The 18,508-nt window shown below is 40.2% G+C and carries 15 protein-coding genes and 1 pseudogene; 11 read left to right on the top strand and 5 right to left on the bottom strand.

From position 1 onward, the window contains the following. Positions 1–100: 100 nt before the first annotated feature. From VB620_RS12495 to VB620_RS12475, 5 genes are all read left to right on the top strand, one after another. Complete coding sequence (locus VB620_RS12495; RefSeq protein WP_323196479.1) at positions 101–1,126, top strand: ABC transporter permease; 1,026 nt, start codon at positions 101–103, stop codon at positions 1,124–1,126. A 151-nt stretch (positions 1,127–1,277) separates the two neighbouring features. Beyond that, positions 1,278–2,066 carry an ergothioneine biosynthesis protein EgtC gene (egtC, locus tag VB620_RS12490; protein WP_323196478.1) on the top strand — a complete coding sequence of 263 codons (789 nt, stop codon included), beginning with the start codon at positions 1,278–1,280 and terminating at the stop codon, positions 2,064–2,066. After that, the gene (gene egtB, locus VB620_RS12485) at positions 2,041–3,297 is read left to right on the top strand and encodes an ergothioneine biosynthesis protein EgtB (protein ID WP_323196477.1); all 1,257 of its coding nucleotides are present in this window, start codon (positions 2,041–2,043) and stop codon (positions 3,295–3,297) included. Before egtC ends, egtB begins: the two co-directional genes overlap by 26 nt. A gap of 217 nt (positions 3,298–3,514) precedes the next feature. After that, on the top strand, positions 3,515–4,543 hold the full coding sequence (gene egtD, locus VB620_RS12480; RefSeq protein WP_407674206.1) for an L-histidine N(alpha)-methyltransferase: 1,029 nt from the start codon (positions 3,515–3,517) through the stop codon (positions 4,541–4,543). 158 nt (positions 4,544–4,701) lie between these two features. Further along, positions 4,702–5,436: a hypothetical protein gene (locus tag VB620_RS12475; RefSeq protein WP_323196476.1), complete on the top strand. Its 735-nt coding sequence runs from the start codon at positions 4,702–4,704 to the stop codon at positions 5,434–5,436. 4 nt (positions 5,437–5,440) lie between these two features. Here the strand turns inward: VB620_RS12475 and VB620_RS12470 are convergent, their stop codons facing one another. Then, positions 5,441–6,580, bottom strand: coding sequence for a quinone-dependent dihydroorotate dehydrogenase (locus VB620_RS12470; RefSeq protein ID WP_323196475.1), 1,140 nt, complete (start codon positions 6,578–6,580; stop codon positions 5,441–5,443). Between the two features lie 104 nt (positions 6,581–6,684). Here VB620_RS12470 and VB620_RS12465 point away from each other — a divergent pair, with 104 nt between their 5' ends. The 3 genes from VB620_RS12465 to VB620_RS12455 all read left to right on the top strand — a co-directional run bounded on the left by VB620_RS12465 (position 6,685) and on the right by VB620_RS12455 (position 10,906). Then, positions 6,685–9,564 (top strand): sensor histidine kinase, encoded by a 2,880-nt coding sequence (locus tag VB620_RS12465; RefSeq protein ID WP_323196474.1) that lies wholly within the window; start codon positions 6,685–6,687, stop codon positions 9,562–9,564. Between the two features lie 121 nt (positions 9,565–9,685). Continuing rightward, positions 9,686–9,838 carry a DUF2256 domain-containing protein gene (locus tag VB620_RS12460; RefSeq protein WP_323196473.1) on the top strand — a complete coding sequence of 51 codons (153 nt, stop codon included), beginning with the start codon at positions 9,686–9,688 and terminating at the stop codon, positions 9,836–9,838. Positions 9,839–9,937: 99 nt separating this feature from the next. Continuing rightward, complete coding sequence (locus VB620_RS12455) at positions 9,938–10,906, top strand: isoaspartyl peptidase/L-asparaginase (protein ID WP_323196472.1); 969 nt, start codon at positions 9,938–9,940, stop codon at positions 10,904–10,906. A gap of 51 nt (positions 10,907–10,957) precedes the next feature. On the opposite strand, the gene glmU is transcribed toward VB620_RS12455, so the two are convergent. The 3 genes and pseudogenes from glmU to VB620_RS20880 form a co-directional block, all read right to left on the bottom strand. Beyond that, on the bottom strand, positions 10,958–12,316 hold the full coding sequence (gene glmU / locus VB620_RS12450) for a bifunctional UDP-N-acetylglucosamine diphosphorylase/glucosamine-1-phosphate N-acetyltransferase GlmU (RefSeq protein ID WP_323196471.1): 1,359 nt from the start codon (positions 12,314–12,316) through the stop codon (positions 10,958–10,960). A gap of 214 nt (positions 12,317–12,530) precedes the next feature. Continuing rightward, complete coding sequence (locus VB620_RS12445; RefSeq protein ID WP_323196470.1) at positions 12,531–13,565, bottom strand: response regulator; 1,035 nt, start codon at positions 13,563–13,565, stop codon at positions 12,531–12,533. Positions 13,566–13,820: 255 nt separating this feature from the next. Then, a pseudogene (locus VB620_RS20880) lies at positions 13,821–14,163 on the bottom strand (hypothetical protein); the annotation flags it as partial. A gap of 40 nt (positions 14,164–14,203) precedes the next feature. Between VB620_RS20880 and VB620_RS12435 the strand changes: the two are divergent. Next, positions 14,204–15,025, top strand: a complete 822-nt coding sequence (locus VB620_RS12435) for a sulfurtransferase (RefSeq protein WP_323196468.1) — start codon at positions 14,204–14,206, stop codon at positions 15,023–15,025. A gap of 93 nt (positions 15,026–15,118) precedes the next feature. Here the strand turns inward: VB620_RS12435 and VB620_RS12430 are convergent, their stop codons facing one another. Further along, a complete protein-coding gene (locus VB620_RS12430; protein ID WP_323196467.1) occupies positions 15,119–15,442 on the bottom strand; it encodes a hypothetical protein in 324 nt (107 codons plus the stop codon). Between the two features lie 253 nt (positions 15,443–15,695). On the opposite strand from VB620_RS12430, the gene glpK reads away from it, so the two are divergent. Next, positions 15,696–17,189, top strand: coding sequence for a glycerol kinase GlpK (gene glpK, locus VB620_RS12425; protein WP_323196466.1), 1,494 nt, complete (start codon positions 15,696–15,698; stop codon positions 17,187–17,189). A gap of 94 nt (positions 17,190–17,283) precedes the next feature. Next, positions 17,284–18,486 (top strand): pentapeptide repeat-containing protein, encoded by a 1,203-nt coding sequence (locus VB620_RS12420; protein WP_323196465.1) that lies wholly within the window; start codon positions 17,284–17,286, stop codon positions 18,484–18,486. The last annotated feature ends 22 nt before the right edge of the window (positions 18,487–18,508 follow it).

Here is an 18,508-nt window from a genome sequence, read left to right as displayed (position 1 = left end):
AAGGACACAAAGTACACTAAGAAAGAAAAGTATTAAACTACGAATTACGAATTACGAACTACGAACTACGAACTACGAACTACGAACTACGAATTAAAATATGTCTCGTTCTAAAGCTTTACAATATTACATTGCTTCTCGATTACTTCTGGCTCCACTACAATTGTTGACTATTATTACTATTGTATTTTTATTACTACGAGCTACGCCAGGAGATCCCGCAGATGCAATTCTGGGCGGACGTGCGCCAGAGGCTGCTAAGGAAGAGTTACGCCAACAACTAGGTTTAAATCTTCCTCTATGGTTACAATATTTAAATTATCTGGGAAACATACTGCGCTTTGATTTGGGAAGTTCTTTAACCAGTCGAGGACAGTCTGTTTGGGAAATCATTGGTCAGTATTTCCCCGCCACTGTAGAGTTAGCAGTATCAAGTATGGCTGTAGCCCTAATTGTTGGTATCCTGGCTGGTACTCTTTCAGCTTCTCGTCCCGGTACTTATTTTGATATTGGGGGGCGATTATTTGGTATTATTACCTACGCACTCCCGATGTTTTGGGCTGGAATGCTTTTACAGCTAATTTTCTCTGTGCAATTAGGTTGGTTTCCTAGTTCTAATCGTTTTCCGCCTAATCTTCCGATTCCTGCATCTATCACTGGACTATATACCATTGATAGCTTGCTTACTGGCAATTTAATTCAGTTTTTCATATCTTTACATCATTTAGCTCTCCCTAGTCTTACTCTAGGAATCTTATTGAGTGGAATTTTTGAACGCATTGTGCGGGTAAATTTAAAAGAAACTCTGAAAGGAGATTATGTAGAAGCCGCGAGAGCTAGAGGAATCGCTGAAAATAAAATTTTAGTCGCCCATGCTTTAAAAAATGCCTTAATTCCAGTAATTACGGTGTTAGGATTAACTTTTGCATCTCTGCTGGGGGGCGCAATTTTAACTGAGGTGACTTTTTCTTGGCCTGGTTTAGCAAATCGCTTATATCAAGCTATTTCTGACCGTGATTATCCCACTGTACAAGGAGTTTTAGTATTTTTTGGGGCGATTGTGGTGACTGCGAGTATTTTGATTGATATTCTCAATGCTTATGTTGATCCGCGTATTCGCTATTAATTGCAAGCAGATGATTTATGGCTGTGCAAATCTGTTTTTCACTGAATAGAAGGTAAGAATAATTAACCGCAGAGAAACGCCAATAAATGCCGATAAATTCAGATGTTTAAGGGATTTAGTTTTTAGTTTTTTTTGTTGATAATATTTTTGTATGTGTCGTTTACTTGCTTATCTGGGTGCGCCTGTTAGTTTAGAAGATATTCTGTATAAACCTGAACATTCTTTGATAGTTCAGAGTTACCAACCCCGTGAAATGACTTCTGGTGTTGTGAATGCAGATGGTTTTGGGGTGGGTTGGTATCATACTCAAAAAAATACAGACCCATTTACCTACAGAAATACATTACCTATTTGGAATGATTTAAATCTGCCTCAGATTAGTCGTTATGTAGAATCTAAATGTGTATTGGCTTATATTCGTAGTGCTACACCTGGACAAGCTTTAGATTTTGCTAATTGTCAGCCGTTTAACTATCAACAACAGCTATTTATTCATAATGGATATATTGAGAATTTTCGTAAATCACTACACAGAAAAATCCGTGGCCTATTAACTCCTGATTTTTACGAACAAATTAATGGGATTACTGATTCGGAACACATCTTTGCGCTGCTACTTTCTCAGATTCAAATTAACCAAGATTGTTCTCGAGAAGATGCTTTACGCAATACATTAGTTATTTTATTAGAAATGGCAAAGCACCATGAGGTGAAAGCTTCTGCAAATATTGTTTTTAGTGATGGAAATCGTCTGATTGCTTCGCGCTTTTCTACCCATGCGCCTGCGCCTTCACTATATTGGCTGAAAAATCATAAAAATTTTCCCAAATCTGTAATTATTGCCTCTGAACCGTTATTTACTGGTAATTGGACTGCTTGTCCAGAAAATAGCATGATCATTGTGGGAGGAGACTGTGATATCCAGACTATACCAATCTAGTGTGAAAGAGTCTGTTTTTAACGCTTTGGTTGAATGCCGTCAGAAAACCTGGAAGTTGTTTGAGGGTATGGATGAATCTACATTTTGTAGTCAGCCTCATCCTGATTTTAGTCCTGTGGGTTGGCATTTGGGGCATATTGGCTATACTGAGTCTTTATGGTTACTAGAACATAGTGCTGGTTTGCCTTGTTCGTTCCCTCAATACCGAAAGTTATTTGCGGCTGATGGTTTACCTAAATCAAAACGTGTCCAGTTACCTCATTTACAGGAAACGCTTTATTACTTGGATACGGTGAGAAAGCAGGTTTTGGAACGTCTAGAATTGGTTGATATTGAAGAGGAAGAACGTCTTTGGGGCTTTTTAATTCAGCATGAAAGCCAACACTGTGAAATTATTAGCTTTGTGCTGGAATTGATTAAGCGGGAACAGTGGAAGACGGAAGGGATGGGGGGGAAGATAGGTGATATCTCTGCTGTCACGAATGTGACGGAGATGATTCTTATCCCCTCTGGTGAATTTGAACAGGGAAGTGATGATATATATGCTATGGATAATGAGCGACCTGCGCATAAGGTATATTTAGATGCTTATTGTATTGACCGATATCCTGTGACTTGTGGACAGTATCGTTTATTTATTGAGGCTGGAGGTTACGAAGATTCTCAGTGGTGGTCTGGGGATGGGTGGAAATGGCGACAAACTGAGGCAGTATTTACACCACTTTACTGGTCTGGGGATGTCCGTTGGGATAATCACCCTGTTTGTGGTGTGAGTTGGTATGAGGCGGAAGCATATTCGCAATTTGTGGGGAAGCGACTACCTACAGAAGCTGAGTGGGAAAAGGCGGCGAGTTGGGATGCAAAGGCTGGTTGTCGTCGCATTTATCCTTGGGGGGATGAATCCGTAACTGCTGAATATTGTAATTGCGATCGCCTCGTTGGTCAGACGACACCAGTCAACGCCTATCCAGCCGGACAAAGTGCATACGGCTTATACGATACTCTAGGTAATGTCTGGGAGTGGACTGATTCCTGGTTTGATGCTTACGATGGTTTCCAAAGTTACCCTTACATTGGTTATTCCCAAGTTTATTTTGACCATCAGCACCGTGTTCTCAAAGGCGGGAGTTGGGCTACACGTCATTGGGGACTACGTACTAGTTTTCGTAATTGGTATTATCCTAATATCCGGCAAATATTTGCGGGATTTCGCTGTGCTAAGACACTTTGAATCTCATCTATACCGAAGAGGATGCTGATTAAAAAATACTCGGCATTCATTTTTATGAGAAGATCATTCAGGGTATCTAAAAATCTGCATATATCTATCTCAGGTGTGATGTTATGAGCTAAGACAATGTGTTTGGCAATTAGGGTTTCTTGGCCCGGAAAATACATATCCTTTTTTCTTGATTTATATCAATTTACACAATGGAGGTTAAATCTCAATGTCTAAAGCTGCTATTACCAAAGTTGCGTCCTCAACAAGCATTGAAGAGCGCTTGCAGATAGAGAATTTGGTTTCAGTAAATGAAATCGCCACACTTAATTCCGGATCTGATGTGATTCAGGGATTAACTCAAACACCCAAAACTCTTCCCACTAAATACCTTTATGATGATCGTGGCTCTGAGTTATTTGAGCAAATCTGTGAATTACCAGAATATTACCCGACACGGACAGAAACAAAAATTTTACAACAGTATGCTGGTGAAATTGCCCGTATAACTGGACCCTGTGAATTGGTAGAACTGGGCAGTGGTAGTTCTACTAAAACTAGAATTATTCTAGATGCCTATGAGCAGCTAGGCTATCCCATGCTGTACGTCCCTATTGATGTGAGTGCAGGGATTTTAGAAACTAGTGCTAGGCAATTACTAGCAGATTATCCGTCGTTAAAAGTTCATGCACTGGCTGGAACCTACGAGTTAGCCTTGGCAAAAATCTTGCCATCGGAATTACCTAGTCGGATGATTGCTTTTATTGGCAGTACTTTAGGTAATCTCAAACCCCAAGAGTGTGATATTTTTCTATCTCAAATTACAAATTCTCTGGAAGTGGGTGAGTATTTCTTATTGGGAATAGATTTACAAAAGCCAAAACATATATTGGAACCTGCTTATGACGATAGTCAAGGTGTGACGGCGGCGTTTAATTTAAATATTTTGACTCATTTAAATCAGCGATTTCAGGGAAATTTTGATACAACGCAGTTTGAGCATTGGACGTTTTATAACGAAACAGAAAATCAAATTGAGTCCTATGTACGCAGTTTGCGATCGCAATCTGTGGAATTAGCCGCTCTTAACCTCAAGGTGGATTTTGCGGCGGGGGAAACTATCCACACGGAAATTTCTCGCAAATTTGATCTAAATATTATTCAACAGCAACTCGCCGCAATGGGTTTAGTGCCTTTGAATGTGTGGACTGATCCTAACCAGTGGTTTGGTTTGTTGCTTTGCCAACGACAAGTTTAGGGATTGGTACAAAACTTCACTTCTGCATCTTTGACACTCCTCCCTAGTTTTTCTGTGAGGGAATTTGCGATAACTTTGCCAAACGATACAAAAAAATGTGCAAATTTTTGCCAAGATAGTAGTATTATTTCCCAAAAATTTTATTGGCAATAATCGGCATGAGTGAAAAAATAATAGAAAGCGACGGGAAAGGGTTTCTCGTTATACTTTTGCCAATCTCGTTTTTGATTATTTTCTTGGTTTCTACCTGGAAAATTTTATTGGTTATCCTGATGCTGGTCAGTGGTATCAAGGTTTGGCAACAATACCAATGGCAACAGTGGTGTCAGGAAGTTAATCCAGTTTTCCATCAAATGATTGGGGAAACTCAAGGTAAGATTACGCCAATGGATTTGGCAATGAGGGGCAATTTTCCTGGGACAAGGGCAAAACGCTATTTAGATACTAAGGCGAGTGAATTCGGTGGAAGTATAGAAACAGCAGAAGCAGGGGGTGAGGTTTATTACTTTATGACTGCTAGTATTCTGGGCAGTATCCTGGATAGTAGTGAACCAATTGAAGAGCTACCATCTCATTCTGTAAGTAAAACCGGGCGATCGCTCTTAGCACCACCAAAAGTCCAGCCTGTAGATTCAGAGACGGAAACTGAAGCAGCACCGCCAGAAACTGAGCCAGAAATTAAGCGATCGCTAGAACAGCAGTTAATGTTTGGTTCTCTGATTCAGTCGGAATTAGCCAAGCGATTGAATGTATATTCCAGCACAGTATACAAACGGCGCAATGATCCAGAGTTTCCTGAGTGGTGTCGTCACAAAGATCCTGATGGTATCGCCTGGACATACTCGGAAAAAACTAAGGAGTTTTTCCCACTGGAAGAAAATGAAAAATTGTGAATTCCTAATTTTTAATTTTTGATTCTCTACCTATGGCTTCGGTGATGGAATTTAACTGATTTTTTTCCAGTTGTAAAAGCAAACCGGCGAGAATTTGGCGTACCATCATCGGGCCTTGGTAAACCCAGCCTGTGTAGACTTGAATTAAACTAGCACCAGCAGTAATTTTTTCCCAAGCATCTTCTGCGGTAAAAATACCCCCCACTCCAATAATGGGGATTTGTCCTTGGGTTTGCTGCCAAATAAACCGAATCACCTCAGTAGAGCGATGGCGTAAAGGCGCACCACTAATCCCACCTGCTTCCTCCTGGGGTGATTTGCCTGTTTGGTTAATGATTTGAGTTTGCAGTCCGTCACGGCTGATGGTGGTGTTAGTAGCAATAATTCCAGCTAGCTGATAATCTTTGGCTAAAGTAATAATGTCAGCGATCGCCTCCCATTCTAAATCTGGGGCAATTTTGACAAAAATCGGTTTTTGTGAATCGTTTTCTTGTTGTAATAAATCCAGGATAGAACTGAGCATAGTAGCATCTTGGAGCGATCGCAACCCTGGAGTATTGGGAGAAGAGACATTAACAACAAAATAGTCTCCTAAGTGTTTGAGTAAGCGAAAACTGTTAAGATAATCTTCTGCGGCTGCATCCAAAGGTGTAACCTTAGACTTACCCAAATTTATACCTATGGGTATAGAGTAGGCTGACTGTTGTTGATCTGGTGCTAACCTAGCAGCCATTGCTGGCGCTCCGCTATTATTAAAACCCATACGATTAAGAGCAGCTTGATCCAATGGTAAGCGAAATAAGCGGGGGCGAGGGTTTCCTGGTTGTGGGACAAAGGTGACTGTTCCTAGTTCTGCAAACCCAAAACCCAAACTAGACCACATATTGGCAGCAACTCCATCTTTATCAAAACCAGCTGCTAGTCCTAAAGGATTGGGAAATTTGAGGCCAAACAAATTTTGTTCTAAGCGTGGGTCTTTGAGACACAAGGAGTTCTGTAAACGTTGATTTACCCAATGAGCAGAAGGATTACTGGTTTGTGATAGCCAGTTTAAACTCCCGATGGTTTGCTGATGTAACCACTCTGGATCTGCTTTGAGAAAATTAAATAAGATGGGACGAATGGCAAATTGATAAATATCCATGTAAATTTACCCAGTATTTGCAGCAATTATCCGTACTTATTTCGATTCAGGATGCTTTTCTGGGTATTTTAATATATTACAAGCTAAGTTGATAAATAATTCAGATGGGGCAGCCACAAAAATCTTTCACCGACGAACAACAGATTCTGGCCTTGTGCAACGTCCTCCAACAATTGAGAGAAGAGGATGATGTTGACGTTCTGATTTCAACCACGATTTCGTATATTCAAGATCAATTTGACTACAATTTGATTTGGGTTGCACTTTACAATCGTCTTAAACACACACTATTAGGTAAAGGTGGTATTACACCTAATAAAGACACGAATTTTTTATATAAACAGGTGATTCTGAATCCAGGTGACATATTAGAGCAGGTAGTTATTGAACAAGGACCATTAGGTGTAGTTGATTTACGGAACGAACCCCGTGCCGCTACGTGGCAAGAATTTGCTAAAAAAATTAATATCCAGGGAACAATTTTTTGGCCAATTCGCCATAAAAATCGGTTTTTAGGTTTACTCTTACTCGGTTCAGAACGTTGGGGTTACTTACTCCCAGGAAATGCAAAAACCAGATTAAGCATAGTTTTAGATACACTAGGGGCAGTCCTTTATCAGAAAGAGATAGATTTAAAACAACAGCAAACCAAACACCCTGATGAAGCATTATTAAAATTACTAGAAAATATCCGCACTCTCAATAATTTAGATCAAAGGCTGAAAGGGGTAGTAGAGGAAACTCATGCATTTGTTGCTCCCAGTCGTACAAATATTTATTGGTTTGACAGACAAGGGCGTTATTTTTGGTGTCGGATGAGCAATCATCTGGTGAATATTGGTCGTAGTTCTGCTGATGACAAACCAGCAGTAGGGATGACTGTGCAGGAGTTGAGCGAATTATATTATGCTTTGTCAGTGAATCAAATTGTCTGGATTGGTGATGCACGTAGTTCTCTCAAAAGCCATTTTACAGCCAAATTATTACGACGTTTAGGGGTGCGATCGCTATTAGCCGCTCCGATTATCTGGAAAAATGATCTACTAGGTTTTTTGGCTGTCGAAGGTAATGAACCACGCATTTGGGCTGAGGCGGATAAAAACTTTGTTCAAAGTGCGGCGGGACTAATTTCTTTAGTTGCTCCCATAGAGAGCATGGAAACTACCATCCAACAAATTCAAGATGACACCCATCTGACTAGCCAAATTGCTCAAGCTATTTATTACCAAGAGGAATTTGACGAAATTATCAGATCCTGTGCATCGCAAGTTTTAGCTAGGCTAACAGCTACCCGCTTTTTACTATTACAATCCGATCCCGATCAAAATAATTATCAAGTTATTTACCAAAGCCACCCTCATAATCGGCGACCTTTAACATTCCCTTTCTATGATCTGACAGCAGTGGATAGTTCTTTATTAAGGTATGCTCAAGGTGCAATAGATATAGAGAAGTTAGATGAAGATTTGCGGTTTTTTAATTGGCGAGATTCTCTGGTAGAAAATGGTGTGCGATCGCTGTTAATTTGTAATTGCAAACAAGGTCACGCCCCAACAGTCCTGCTCCTAATCACTCACGAAAGTTATCACACTTGGTCAACCTTAGAAAAAGAATTACTGTGGGTTGTTAGTCAACAGATTGGTGTAATTGTTCAACAATGGCAACTGCGACATGAGAACGAGCGGCAACAAAAGGTACTGCAAAGCGTTCAGGAATGTTTGCGCATTCTGGAACACAGCGATCCGGGTCAAACAACCGCTACCGATGCTAATGCTCTAGAACTGACTTTCTTGGAAAAAATCCAATCTGTAATTGGATGCCCCTTGGTCTTCATGTTATCTTGGCGTGCTGGTGAAACTAATGCCGAAATTATAGTCAATCCCATCATTGATAATAAATTTACAATTGTTACAAATGCAAGAATAAATATTCAATCAGAAACTCTGATTCAGTGGGCGATTTCGCGTAATTCTTACCTCAGTTTCACCTTCAATGATTTAACACCAGAAACCAGAATATGGTTGAATGGTTCAGGAATTGGTCAAATTTTAATTATTGCATTACGTACCGCTAGTTATGAACCCACAGCCGTGGTGGTGATAGCAGACTATTGGGAACGTCAATGGTCACAGCGAAGTCTCGATGCGACACAAACTCTGCTAACTCAATTCGCTTGGTCACGTCGTCAACAACAACTTACCCAACTTTTAGAATCTAGGAGCCTGGAATTACAACAACTGAATTGGTATAAACATAGCCGTCTTGAGGAAATTCAAAGAACAACAACCCAGTTACTGGGACAAATACATGATTTGGGTATTCCTAGTAATGATTTAACTCGCACACGTTACCAGTTACTATTGCGGCAGTTAGACCAGACAAATGCCTCCATGACTGGATTACTCAAACTGGAAAAATGGAACTTACATAAGAGTGCGGAGACTATGAATATCTCCAGTTTACTCAAGCGATCGCTCGAAGGAGTAGAAATTTTATTTAAGCATCACAAATTATGGGTGGGTGTGCATGGTTTAGGAAAATCGGGCGCAGAACCAGAACCAATACAAAATTCCTCATTCCTGCAAAGCATTAAAGCCTCAAGTTCCCCTTCCTCAATGGCCATTTCTGGTGATATTGTCAAATTTGAATTAATTCTCCACGAATTATTAGTTTTTGCCTGTCACCGTTCTCAAGAGGGAGGCAGAATTGATATCTGGTGTCGCCGATTAGATGAGAAATTATTAGAGTTATCGATTACAGATAATGGCATCATTGACTCACAGCTACTGGCAGAATTAGATCGCAGTAAATCCAAAGATGTCCTCGCTCTCTCGTTTCTGGATAAACCTCCAGGCTTACATTTATTGATTTGCCAAAACCTCATGCAGCAATTAGGAGGAGAGTTACATATCTATCAGTTACCGGATAGTCGAGTAGTTAGCCGCTTACTTTTGCCCTTAGCTACCAAAAAATACGACACCTAACTAATTGGAAAAATTTTTCCCTGAATAGTGGAATTTAAATTATCCTGCTTTTAGCGCAAACTCGTTATAATAATTTTCCATTGCTCTCAAACAGAAAATTCACATCTGTCGGGTATTTATTATGGGACGAGTTCGGTCTAAATCAGACCTACCTACAAAAATTTGTCCGGTGTGTCAACGTCCCTTCACTTGGCGGAAAAAATGGCAAGATTGTTGGGAGGAAGTAAAATACTGCTCGGAACGCTGTCGCCGTCGCCGTTCTGAGATTCAGTGACTGGGGACTGGGAAGAAGTAGAGTCTAGGCTGACGACTCTTCTAAAGATTCGGGAAATTAACTACAAATGAGACGCAAAAAATACAAGGATTATAGATAATGAATTTACAGGTGCAACCTAAAGTAATTATTCATGGAGGAGCTGGTAGTTCTCTCCACGGTAAGGGAGGATTAGAAGCGGTACGGCGTTCTTTATATAAGGTGGTGGAGGCAGTTTATTCTCTTCTATTGTCTGGCGCAACTGCATCTGAGGCGGTGTTGCTGGGTTGCCAAATGTTAGAAAATGATCCCCGCTTTAATGCTGGTACTGGTTCAGTACTACAATCTGATGGTCAAGTCCGCATGAGTGCTTCTTTGATGGATGGCACATCAGGGCGTTTTAGTGGTGTGATTAATATTTCGCGGGTTAAAAATCCCATTGAGTTGGTACACTTTTTACAAAGTGCGGCTGATCGGGTACTTTCTGATCACGGTGCAGCTGAACTGGCCAGGGAATTACAAGTTCCTTTATTCAATCCTTTAACTGATTTAAGATTACAGGAATGGATGCAAGAGCGCCAAGATGATTTTAAAAGCACAATGGCTGGGGTGGTAGCGGAACCGGAAGTGGTGGAAACTAGCAATGCTGGGCGCGGTACTATTGGTGTGGTGGTTTTAGATGCCTGTGGGCGGTTGGCGGCTGGAACTTCTACAGGGGGTAAAGGTTTTGAACGCATTGGTAGAGTCAGTGATTCTGCTATGCCGGCAGGTAATTATGCAACTCGAAATGCCGGGGTTAGCTGTACTGGTATTGGGGAAGATATCATTGATGAATGTTTAGCTGCCAAGGTTGTCATCCGGGTAACTGATGGAATGTCGCTCAAGGATGCGATGGAGCGCTCTTTTATGGAAGCTAGTAAACATCAGCGCGATTTGGGTGCGATCGCTTTAGATGCCTCTGGAGCGATATCATGGGGTAAGACTAGTCAGGTGTTACTTGCTGCTTACCACGATGGTACAGCCATTGGTGATACTTTGGAATGGAATAATGGCGAATTAGTGGGCTGTTTGAACGCAGAGTCACGCTGAGGTTAACGCTGGGGTGCGCTGAGTGAAGATCATGATCTCAGCACTCAGCACTCAGGAATTTTCAGGTTTTGGCTGCTGCCAATCTGGTTTGACTACTTGACGACTACGGGCAATTACTAAGGAGTTATCCGGGACATCTTCGGTGACAGTTGAACCTGCGGCTACATAAACATCATCACCTAAAGTCACTGGTGCTACTAAAACACTGTTGGAACCGGTTTTGGTGCGATCGCCAATGTGGGTAGGATGTTTTTTCACGCCGTCATAGTTGGCAGTAATTGTACCTGCACCAATATTTACTTTGTTCCCGGTAACAGTATCACCCAAGTATGATAGATGTGCGGCGTTGGTGCGATCGCCTAATTGCGTATTTTTCAACTCTACAAAATTACCCACACGGCAATTAGCACCTACTACAGCATGACCACGTAAATGAGCATAAGGGCCAATGCGGCTACCTGACTGGACAATGCTATCTGTGACTACAGAATATAGCACCGTGACGTTTTCACCCAATTGGCTATTTTCAATTAAACTCCCTGGACCAATGCAACTACCAGTTTGAATAGTAGTATTTCCCCGCAGGTGAGTTTGAGGTTGAATAATTACATCTGGCTGTAATTCTACGGTGTCATCAATGGTAATGCTGTTGGGGTCGATGAGAGTCACACCAGCCATCATCCATTTTTCTTTAACACGTTTTTGTAAAATCTCGTCCGCCGTTGCTAATTGCAAGCGATCATTAATCCCCAGAATTTCTTGGTAATCTTCCACATCCATAGCCATGACTTTACCGACTTGGGTAACAGCATCGGTAAGGTAATATTCTTTCTGAGCATTATTTGCCTGTAAGTGGGGCAAAATTTGGGCTAATTTCTGCCAACAAAAGCAGTAAACTCCGGCGTTAATTCGATGATTTTCTATTTGAGCCGCAGTACAATCTTTGTGTTCCACAATTTGCTGCACTACATTGTCACTATTACAAAAAACCCGCCCATAGCCTTTGGGTTCAGGTACGTGTGAAGTGAGAATAGTGGCGGCGTTCTGATTTGCTTGGTGAGTTTGTAGTAGTTCTGTGAGGGTTTCGCTGCGTAATAACGGGACATCGCCATTTAGTACTAGCAAATCTCCTGTGTAACCCTCCAAGTGGGGTAATAATTGCTGGATGGCATGACCTGTACCCAGTTGTTCAGTTTGTTCGACAAACTCCAAGTTAGGGGATTGCATGGCTGTTTTCACGGTTTCTGCTTGATATCCCACAATCAGCATCCGCCGTGAAGGTGAAAGGGTTTCTACACTGTCAAGAACTCTCTCAACTAGCGATCGCCCACCCAAAGAATGTAAAACCTTGGGTAGGTGTGATCTCATCCTCGTACCGCGTCCCGCCGCTAAAATTGCTACAACTACCATAATTTAGCTATCAGCTATGAATAAACTATCTTTTCGAGCCTGATCTTTTGTTATTAGGACTTACGCAACAATTGCCAAAAATATTGATTTATCTAACCGCCAAGCCGCCAAGAACGCCAAGAAAACGTAGATTATGCGTAAGTCCTAGTTATATTTAGGCTCAAATCATAGCAGTTAATCGCACCTAGACCAACATTTCCCAGCCATCGGAGAATCAACTGTGAATAAAGTCAATAAACTGCTGTACAAGTTCCGGATTGCGCCAACCTAAATCGGTTTCTTGCTGAATTAAAGATATTGCTGCTTCTATCGTGAAGGCTTTTTTATAAGGTCGTTCGCTAGTCAGAGCATCGTAAATATCAATTATCTGAAATACTTGGGCTAGGTAGGGAATCTCATCACCTTTCAGTCCATCTGGATAACCTGATCCATCCCAGCGCTCATGGTGATGGCGAATAATGGGAATCACACCCTGCATACTACGGAGTGGTAAGCAGATTTGTTCGCCAATTAAAACGTGCTGCTTCATAATCTTCCAATCTTCGGGGGTGAGTTTGCCCTTTTTCAGTAGCACTGAGTCAGGAATACCCACCTTACCAATATCATGGAGATAACCACCCCACATTAGATCTCTAATTCGGTGGCGTGAGAGATGGAGGTATTCACCAAAACCCTGTCCCATTTTGACTAGGCGTTCGCAGTGATCACCAGTGTTAGGATCACGACTTTCAATGGCTCTAGCAATAGAAAATAGGACTTTTTCCGCATGGTCTAAGTCTTCATTTAAACGCTTCTGATGTACTAAAGACTTGACACGGGCTGTTAGTTCTAAACTGTCAAAAGGTTTGCTGAGAAAATCATCCCCTCCTACTTCTATACCTCGGATGCGCGATCGCCGATCATTTAAAGCTGTAACAAATATTACTGGGATAAGTCTAGTTTGTTCATCCTCCTTGAGTCGCTGACAGACTTCAAACCCATCCATACCTGGCATCATCACATCCAGCAAAATTAAATCTGGTGGTTTTTGTTTTACCATCATTAAAGCAGTCGGACCATTTTCCGCCTCAATGACTTCGTATCCTTCCACCAATAAGAGAGCAACAGCAGTGATCCGACTGGTGGTATGGTCGTCAACAACTAAAACTCTTCCCACTTCTGCATCAAGCTGGTTGACTTTTCTCGAAACTGTCGCTTCTGAAGTTACAGATAAGAAAGTATCATAACCATAATTAATATCACTTTTCATCCCACCAACTGCTATTTAGATATGTTTTAATAAAGGGTTTACTTGATACGAGTTTAAAGGAAAATCTGCTAACTTTGACAATGGGAATTCATTGCTGACATCAGTCCCGTAAAAATGTCACATATTAAGAAAATACAATAATTATTATTATTTAGAATGCAAATTTTACATTTAGTAATTTAAATTATGAAAACTTATGTATGCTTTTACCTTACTAATTAGTAATTATGCTTGTATGAGCGGTATTGGTACTTACTGCTCAAATGTCAGTTGGGATAGAATTTCGGTGTATGTATTCATCGTTCCAATTGTCCAATCAGCGATCGCCGCTTGTGGGAAATCTAGATTTAGTTCTAAACCAATTAATTCTAACTCACGTTAGGGATTCATCGCCCAAATTGTCTACAAAGCGGCGGCTGTATTGTATCCTAGTCCATAACAAATATATAAATAGCCGCAAAACTGGTTTTTGGGCAGGTTTCGCTAATTGAGTCGGAAGAGCAAACTTACAAAAATGCTCTTGTTTCGCTCCAAAATGGCTATGAAACATTTCGCCAAACTCTTCCGAGACAAAGCAAAAAGAACCATATCCTGTGACTTACGGTATCAATTTTTATAACTCTCTCATAGCAATTTTCATGAATAATACCCAAATTGTTGTTTCCCCAACTTGGCTTTTTCAACATCTTCAGGATTCACAGGTCGTCATTGTCGATTGTCGCTTTTCTCTTGCTGATCCACAACTAGGAAAACAACAATACCAAACCAGTCATATTCAAAATGCCTATTATCTTGATTTAAATCAGGATCTTTCCAGTCCTGTGGGTAAACATGGCGGTAGACATCCTTTACCTGATGTTAATCAATTAGCGCAGAAGTTATCAGCGATGGGTGTGGATTCCCAAAAAACTTTAGTAGTTGCTTATGATGATTCCCGCTTGGCCTTTGCGTCTCGTTTATGGTGGTTATTACGCTATCTCGGACATCAGCAAGTAGTCGTATTAGATGGAGGATTTGCAGCATGGGAAAAAGCTGGTTATCCGACTACAGATGTCATTTCGCCCCCGAAAATTGGTAATTTTATTCCCCAATTAAACCCAGAAATGGTAGTAGATTTTGCAACCGTAAAAACCCGTAAAGATTTACCGCAAATAGCTTTAGTAGATTCCAGAGAAAGCGATCGCTACCGAGGAGAACGAGAACCAATAGATAAAATAGCTGGTCATATTCCCGGTGCTATTAACTATCCTTGGCAAGAAATTACCGACTCTTCTGGTAATCTTGTTTCCGCTTTACAGCACAGTCAAAGATGGGAAAAACTGCAAACAGCAGAGGAAATCATCGTTTATTGTGGTTCCGGTGTCACTGCTTGCGTAAATTTACTTTCTTTAGAACTAGCCAACATTCACACAGGAAAACTGTATGCTGGCAGTTGGAGTGACTGGATTAGTTATGAATAAAAAAAGTTCGTAGTTAGGGCTAGATCATCTTTAAAACCTGCTCAAGATGACTCTCCAACTACGAACCAAATTTATTTTTAAATCCTAAACTGGTTATTTCCCCCCGTCTTGAAAATCTGCTAAGGCGTAAGCAAACTCACGAAAAGCAGTTTCAATTAAGACTTCTTTCATATTTCTGTCTAGCTGAGAGTTGCGGATCATTTCTGCTAATTCAACAAACAGTAAAGAAAACATATAACGATCCTGACGGTCTATCTGTTTCAAAGAAGAGAAGACAAAATCATACATTTCTGTTTGTCTAGCTTTAGTTTGTTCCTCCCAGATTTGGAACCCAAGACGGAAGACTTTTAAACGTATCTCATTAGCGTTGTAGGACGTATCTTTGTAGCGAATTGATACGCGCTGGGGAATATCCATAAGTTTTAAGCATGGAGATTTGATCTAAATTCTTATTCATCGGTTTTTGAGTTAATCCGGATAAATAATAGATCGCATATATCAGGAAAGATACTCTCTACTTATTTATGAGATGTTGGTGGTCAGGAGTATCTTCAGATTTTCGATGAGTTTTTGAACGCAAAGTTACGCAGAGTGTTACTTTAATGTTATCAATGCCGTTGAGTGAGATGGTATTAAGAAAGTTTTTCAAGATCATGAAATAACAGAAACCATGACCAAATATGTAGCTGCTATCGACCAAGGAACAACTAGCACCCGCTTCATGATCTTTGACAAGCAAGGTAAAGTTGCTGGCTATGCTCAAAAAGAACATCAGCAGATTTATCCTCAGCCTGGTTGGGTGGAACACGACCCCAAGGAAATTTGGTTATGTACTCAAGCTGTAATTAAGGATGCTTTAGAGCAGGGTAATATTACTGTCGCAGAGATTACAGCCGTTGGCATTACAAATCAGCGTGAAACAATCGTAATCTGGGATCAGAAAACAGGCGAACCTTATTACAATGCCATTGTTTGGCAAGATACCAGAACTGATAATATCTGTAATCAACTCGCAAAAGATTTTGGTATAGACGGTTTTCGCTCGACGACAGGTTTACCACTGGCTACCTATTTCAGCGCACCCAGAATTAAATGGTTACTGGAAAATGTCCCAGGATTAAAAGCTGCTGCCGAAAATGGTAACGCTCTTTTTGGCACAATTGACACTTTTTTGATTTGGCATTTAACGGGTGGTACAGAAGGCGGTTTGCACATTACCGATGTGACTAATGCTAGTCGTACTTTATTGATGAATTTAGATACACTCAACTGGGAAGAGGAAATATTGGAAATTATGGGGATTCCTCGGCAAATGCTCCCAGAAATTCATCCTTCGTCAGCTATTTATGGCAAAGCTACGGGTATTTTAGCAGGTGTTCCCATTGCGGCGGATTTAGGTGATCAACAAGCTGCATTAATTGGACAAACTTGTTTTCAGGTGGGTGAAGCCAAAAATACCTATGGTACTGGCTGCTTTATGCTGCTGAATACTGGAGAGGAAAAGGTATTTTCCCAACATGGTTTATTGACAACGGTAGCTTACAAGTTGGGTGATGCTCCTACAGTTTATGCTTTGGAGGGTAGTATTGCGATCGCCGGGGCTTTGGTGCAATGGTTGCGTGACAACTTGGGATTAATTCAAACCAGTGCAGAAGTAGAAGTATTAGCCAGTAAAGTTACAGATAACGGTGGTGTTTATTTTGTCCCTGCTTTTTCTGGGTTATTTGCTCCCTATTGGCGTAATGATGCTAGAGGTGCGATCGTAGGTATGACTCGCTACACAAATAAAGGTCATATTGCCCGTGCGGTGTTGGAAGCGACAGCATGGCAGACTCGTGAGGTTTTAGATGCGATGCGAGAAGACGCGCAGGTAAATTTAACAGCTTTGAAGGTAGATGGCGGTATGGTTTACAACAACCTGCTGATGCAATTTCAGAGTGATGTGTTAGGTGTGCCAGTGATTCGTCCCCAAGTAGCAGAAACTACAGCTTTAGGGGCGGCTTATGCTGCTGGGTTGGCGACTGGTTTTTGGGGAAGTTTGGAGGAATTATCTGATAATTGGCTTTTAGACGAGACTTGGAAACCGAATATGGATGCTGTGGAGAGGGAAGGTTGTTATCGGCTTTGGAAGAAGGCGGTTAGTAAAACTTTTGATTGGGTATAGGTGTAAAATTGGATAACTAAAACCTGCTAAATTAAGATTAAAATTTAAAATGTATGTCTAATTGTTTAATATGTAGATTCCAATGAAATACTCATTGACTAAATATCAGGAATTTTTTTTAAATAAAATTACTTTTCTAGATAAGAAAAGGGTTTGGATATACTCATCTCTTGGATTTATATTTTTTGTATGGTTAGGTTTCTTTCTATCTTATGAAGAACCAAGAATTGATAATTTTTATAAATTAGATTCAGATTCTAAGATTTTGCAAGACATGCGTAAAAGATTTAAAGAAGCAAGGTCAATTCCTGACCCTTTAAAACGTGAATTTAAACTGCATCAAGATTCAAAAGAATTGGATATTCTTTTTTATGATTATAAAAATTTTTATAATATTTATAGACGTAATGCACAGCCTTTACCAGATTATCCTGAAAATAAGTTTTCAATACTTATGTGGCGGCAGTGGTGGTTTCAGGACGTTTCTTCTGATAAAAGACTAGAAATATTTAGAAATGGTTTCTTTTTTGTACTACAACAGGGATTTATTTTTACGGGAATTTTTACTCTTGTTAAATACCTTAAAGATGAACCCACTAGAAGAAAACAGGAACAGTATCAGTCTTGGCAAATGATACACATGGCTAATGGTCAAAAAGGAAGTAGTGCAAGATTACAAGCTATCGAAGATTTGAATAAAAATGGATTATCTCTTCAGGGATTACCTGTTGAGAATGCTGATTTAGAAGGTATTAACTTAGAAAAAGCCAACCTCAAATTTGCTAACTTTAGGTTAGCTAATTTATCTAACGCTATTCTTATAAAAGCTAATCTTTCTGGAGCTATTTTCAGGGGTACACAACTCGTAAATGCTAAACTTCATGAAGCTAAAGTATCAGGGACAGATTTGAGAGGTGCTAATCTTTCTATGGCAGAATTTCAAAGATGTACTTTTACATCAACTACTCTTGCTGACTCAAATATTTCTGGAACAGATTTTTCAGATGCTCAATTTGATAATACTCATTTTTCAAATAGTTATCTCATTCAAGCTAATTTTTCAAAAACTATTTTATTTAGAGTTACATTCTGTCAAGCAAATCTATTAAAAGCTAATTTTACTGGTGCAATATTTAAGGAAGTTGATCTTACGGATTCAATTTTATGGGAAACTAATTTATGTGATGCAGACTTATTTAACGTTAAAGGCTTAACTTTTGATCAAATTAAATCAGCTATAGGTAATACAAAAACAAAATTACCAGAGAATATAAAAAGGCCAGAAAACTGGATATAATAATTTTATATACATACGGTGT

It is taken from the genome of Nodularia harveyana UHCC-0300 (assembly GCF_034931085.1).
Taxonomy (GTDB): domain Bacteria; phylum Cyanobacteriota; class Cyanobacteriia; order Cyanobacteriales; family Nostocaceae; genus Nodularia; species Nodularia harveyana.
Note: the sequence above shows the minus strand (reverse complement) of the source record. Positions and strands in the feature narration are given on the sequence as shown.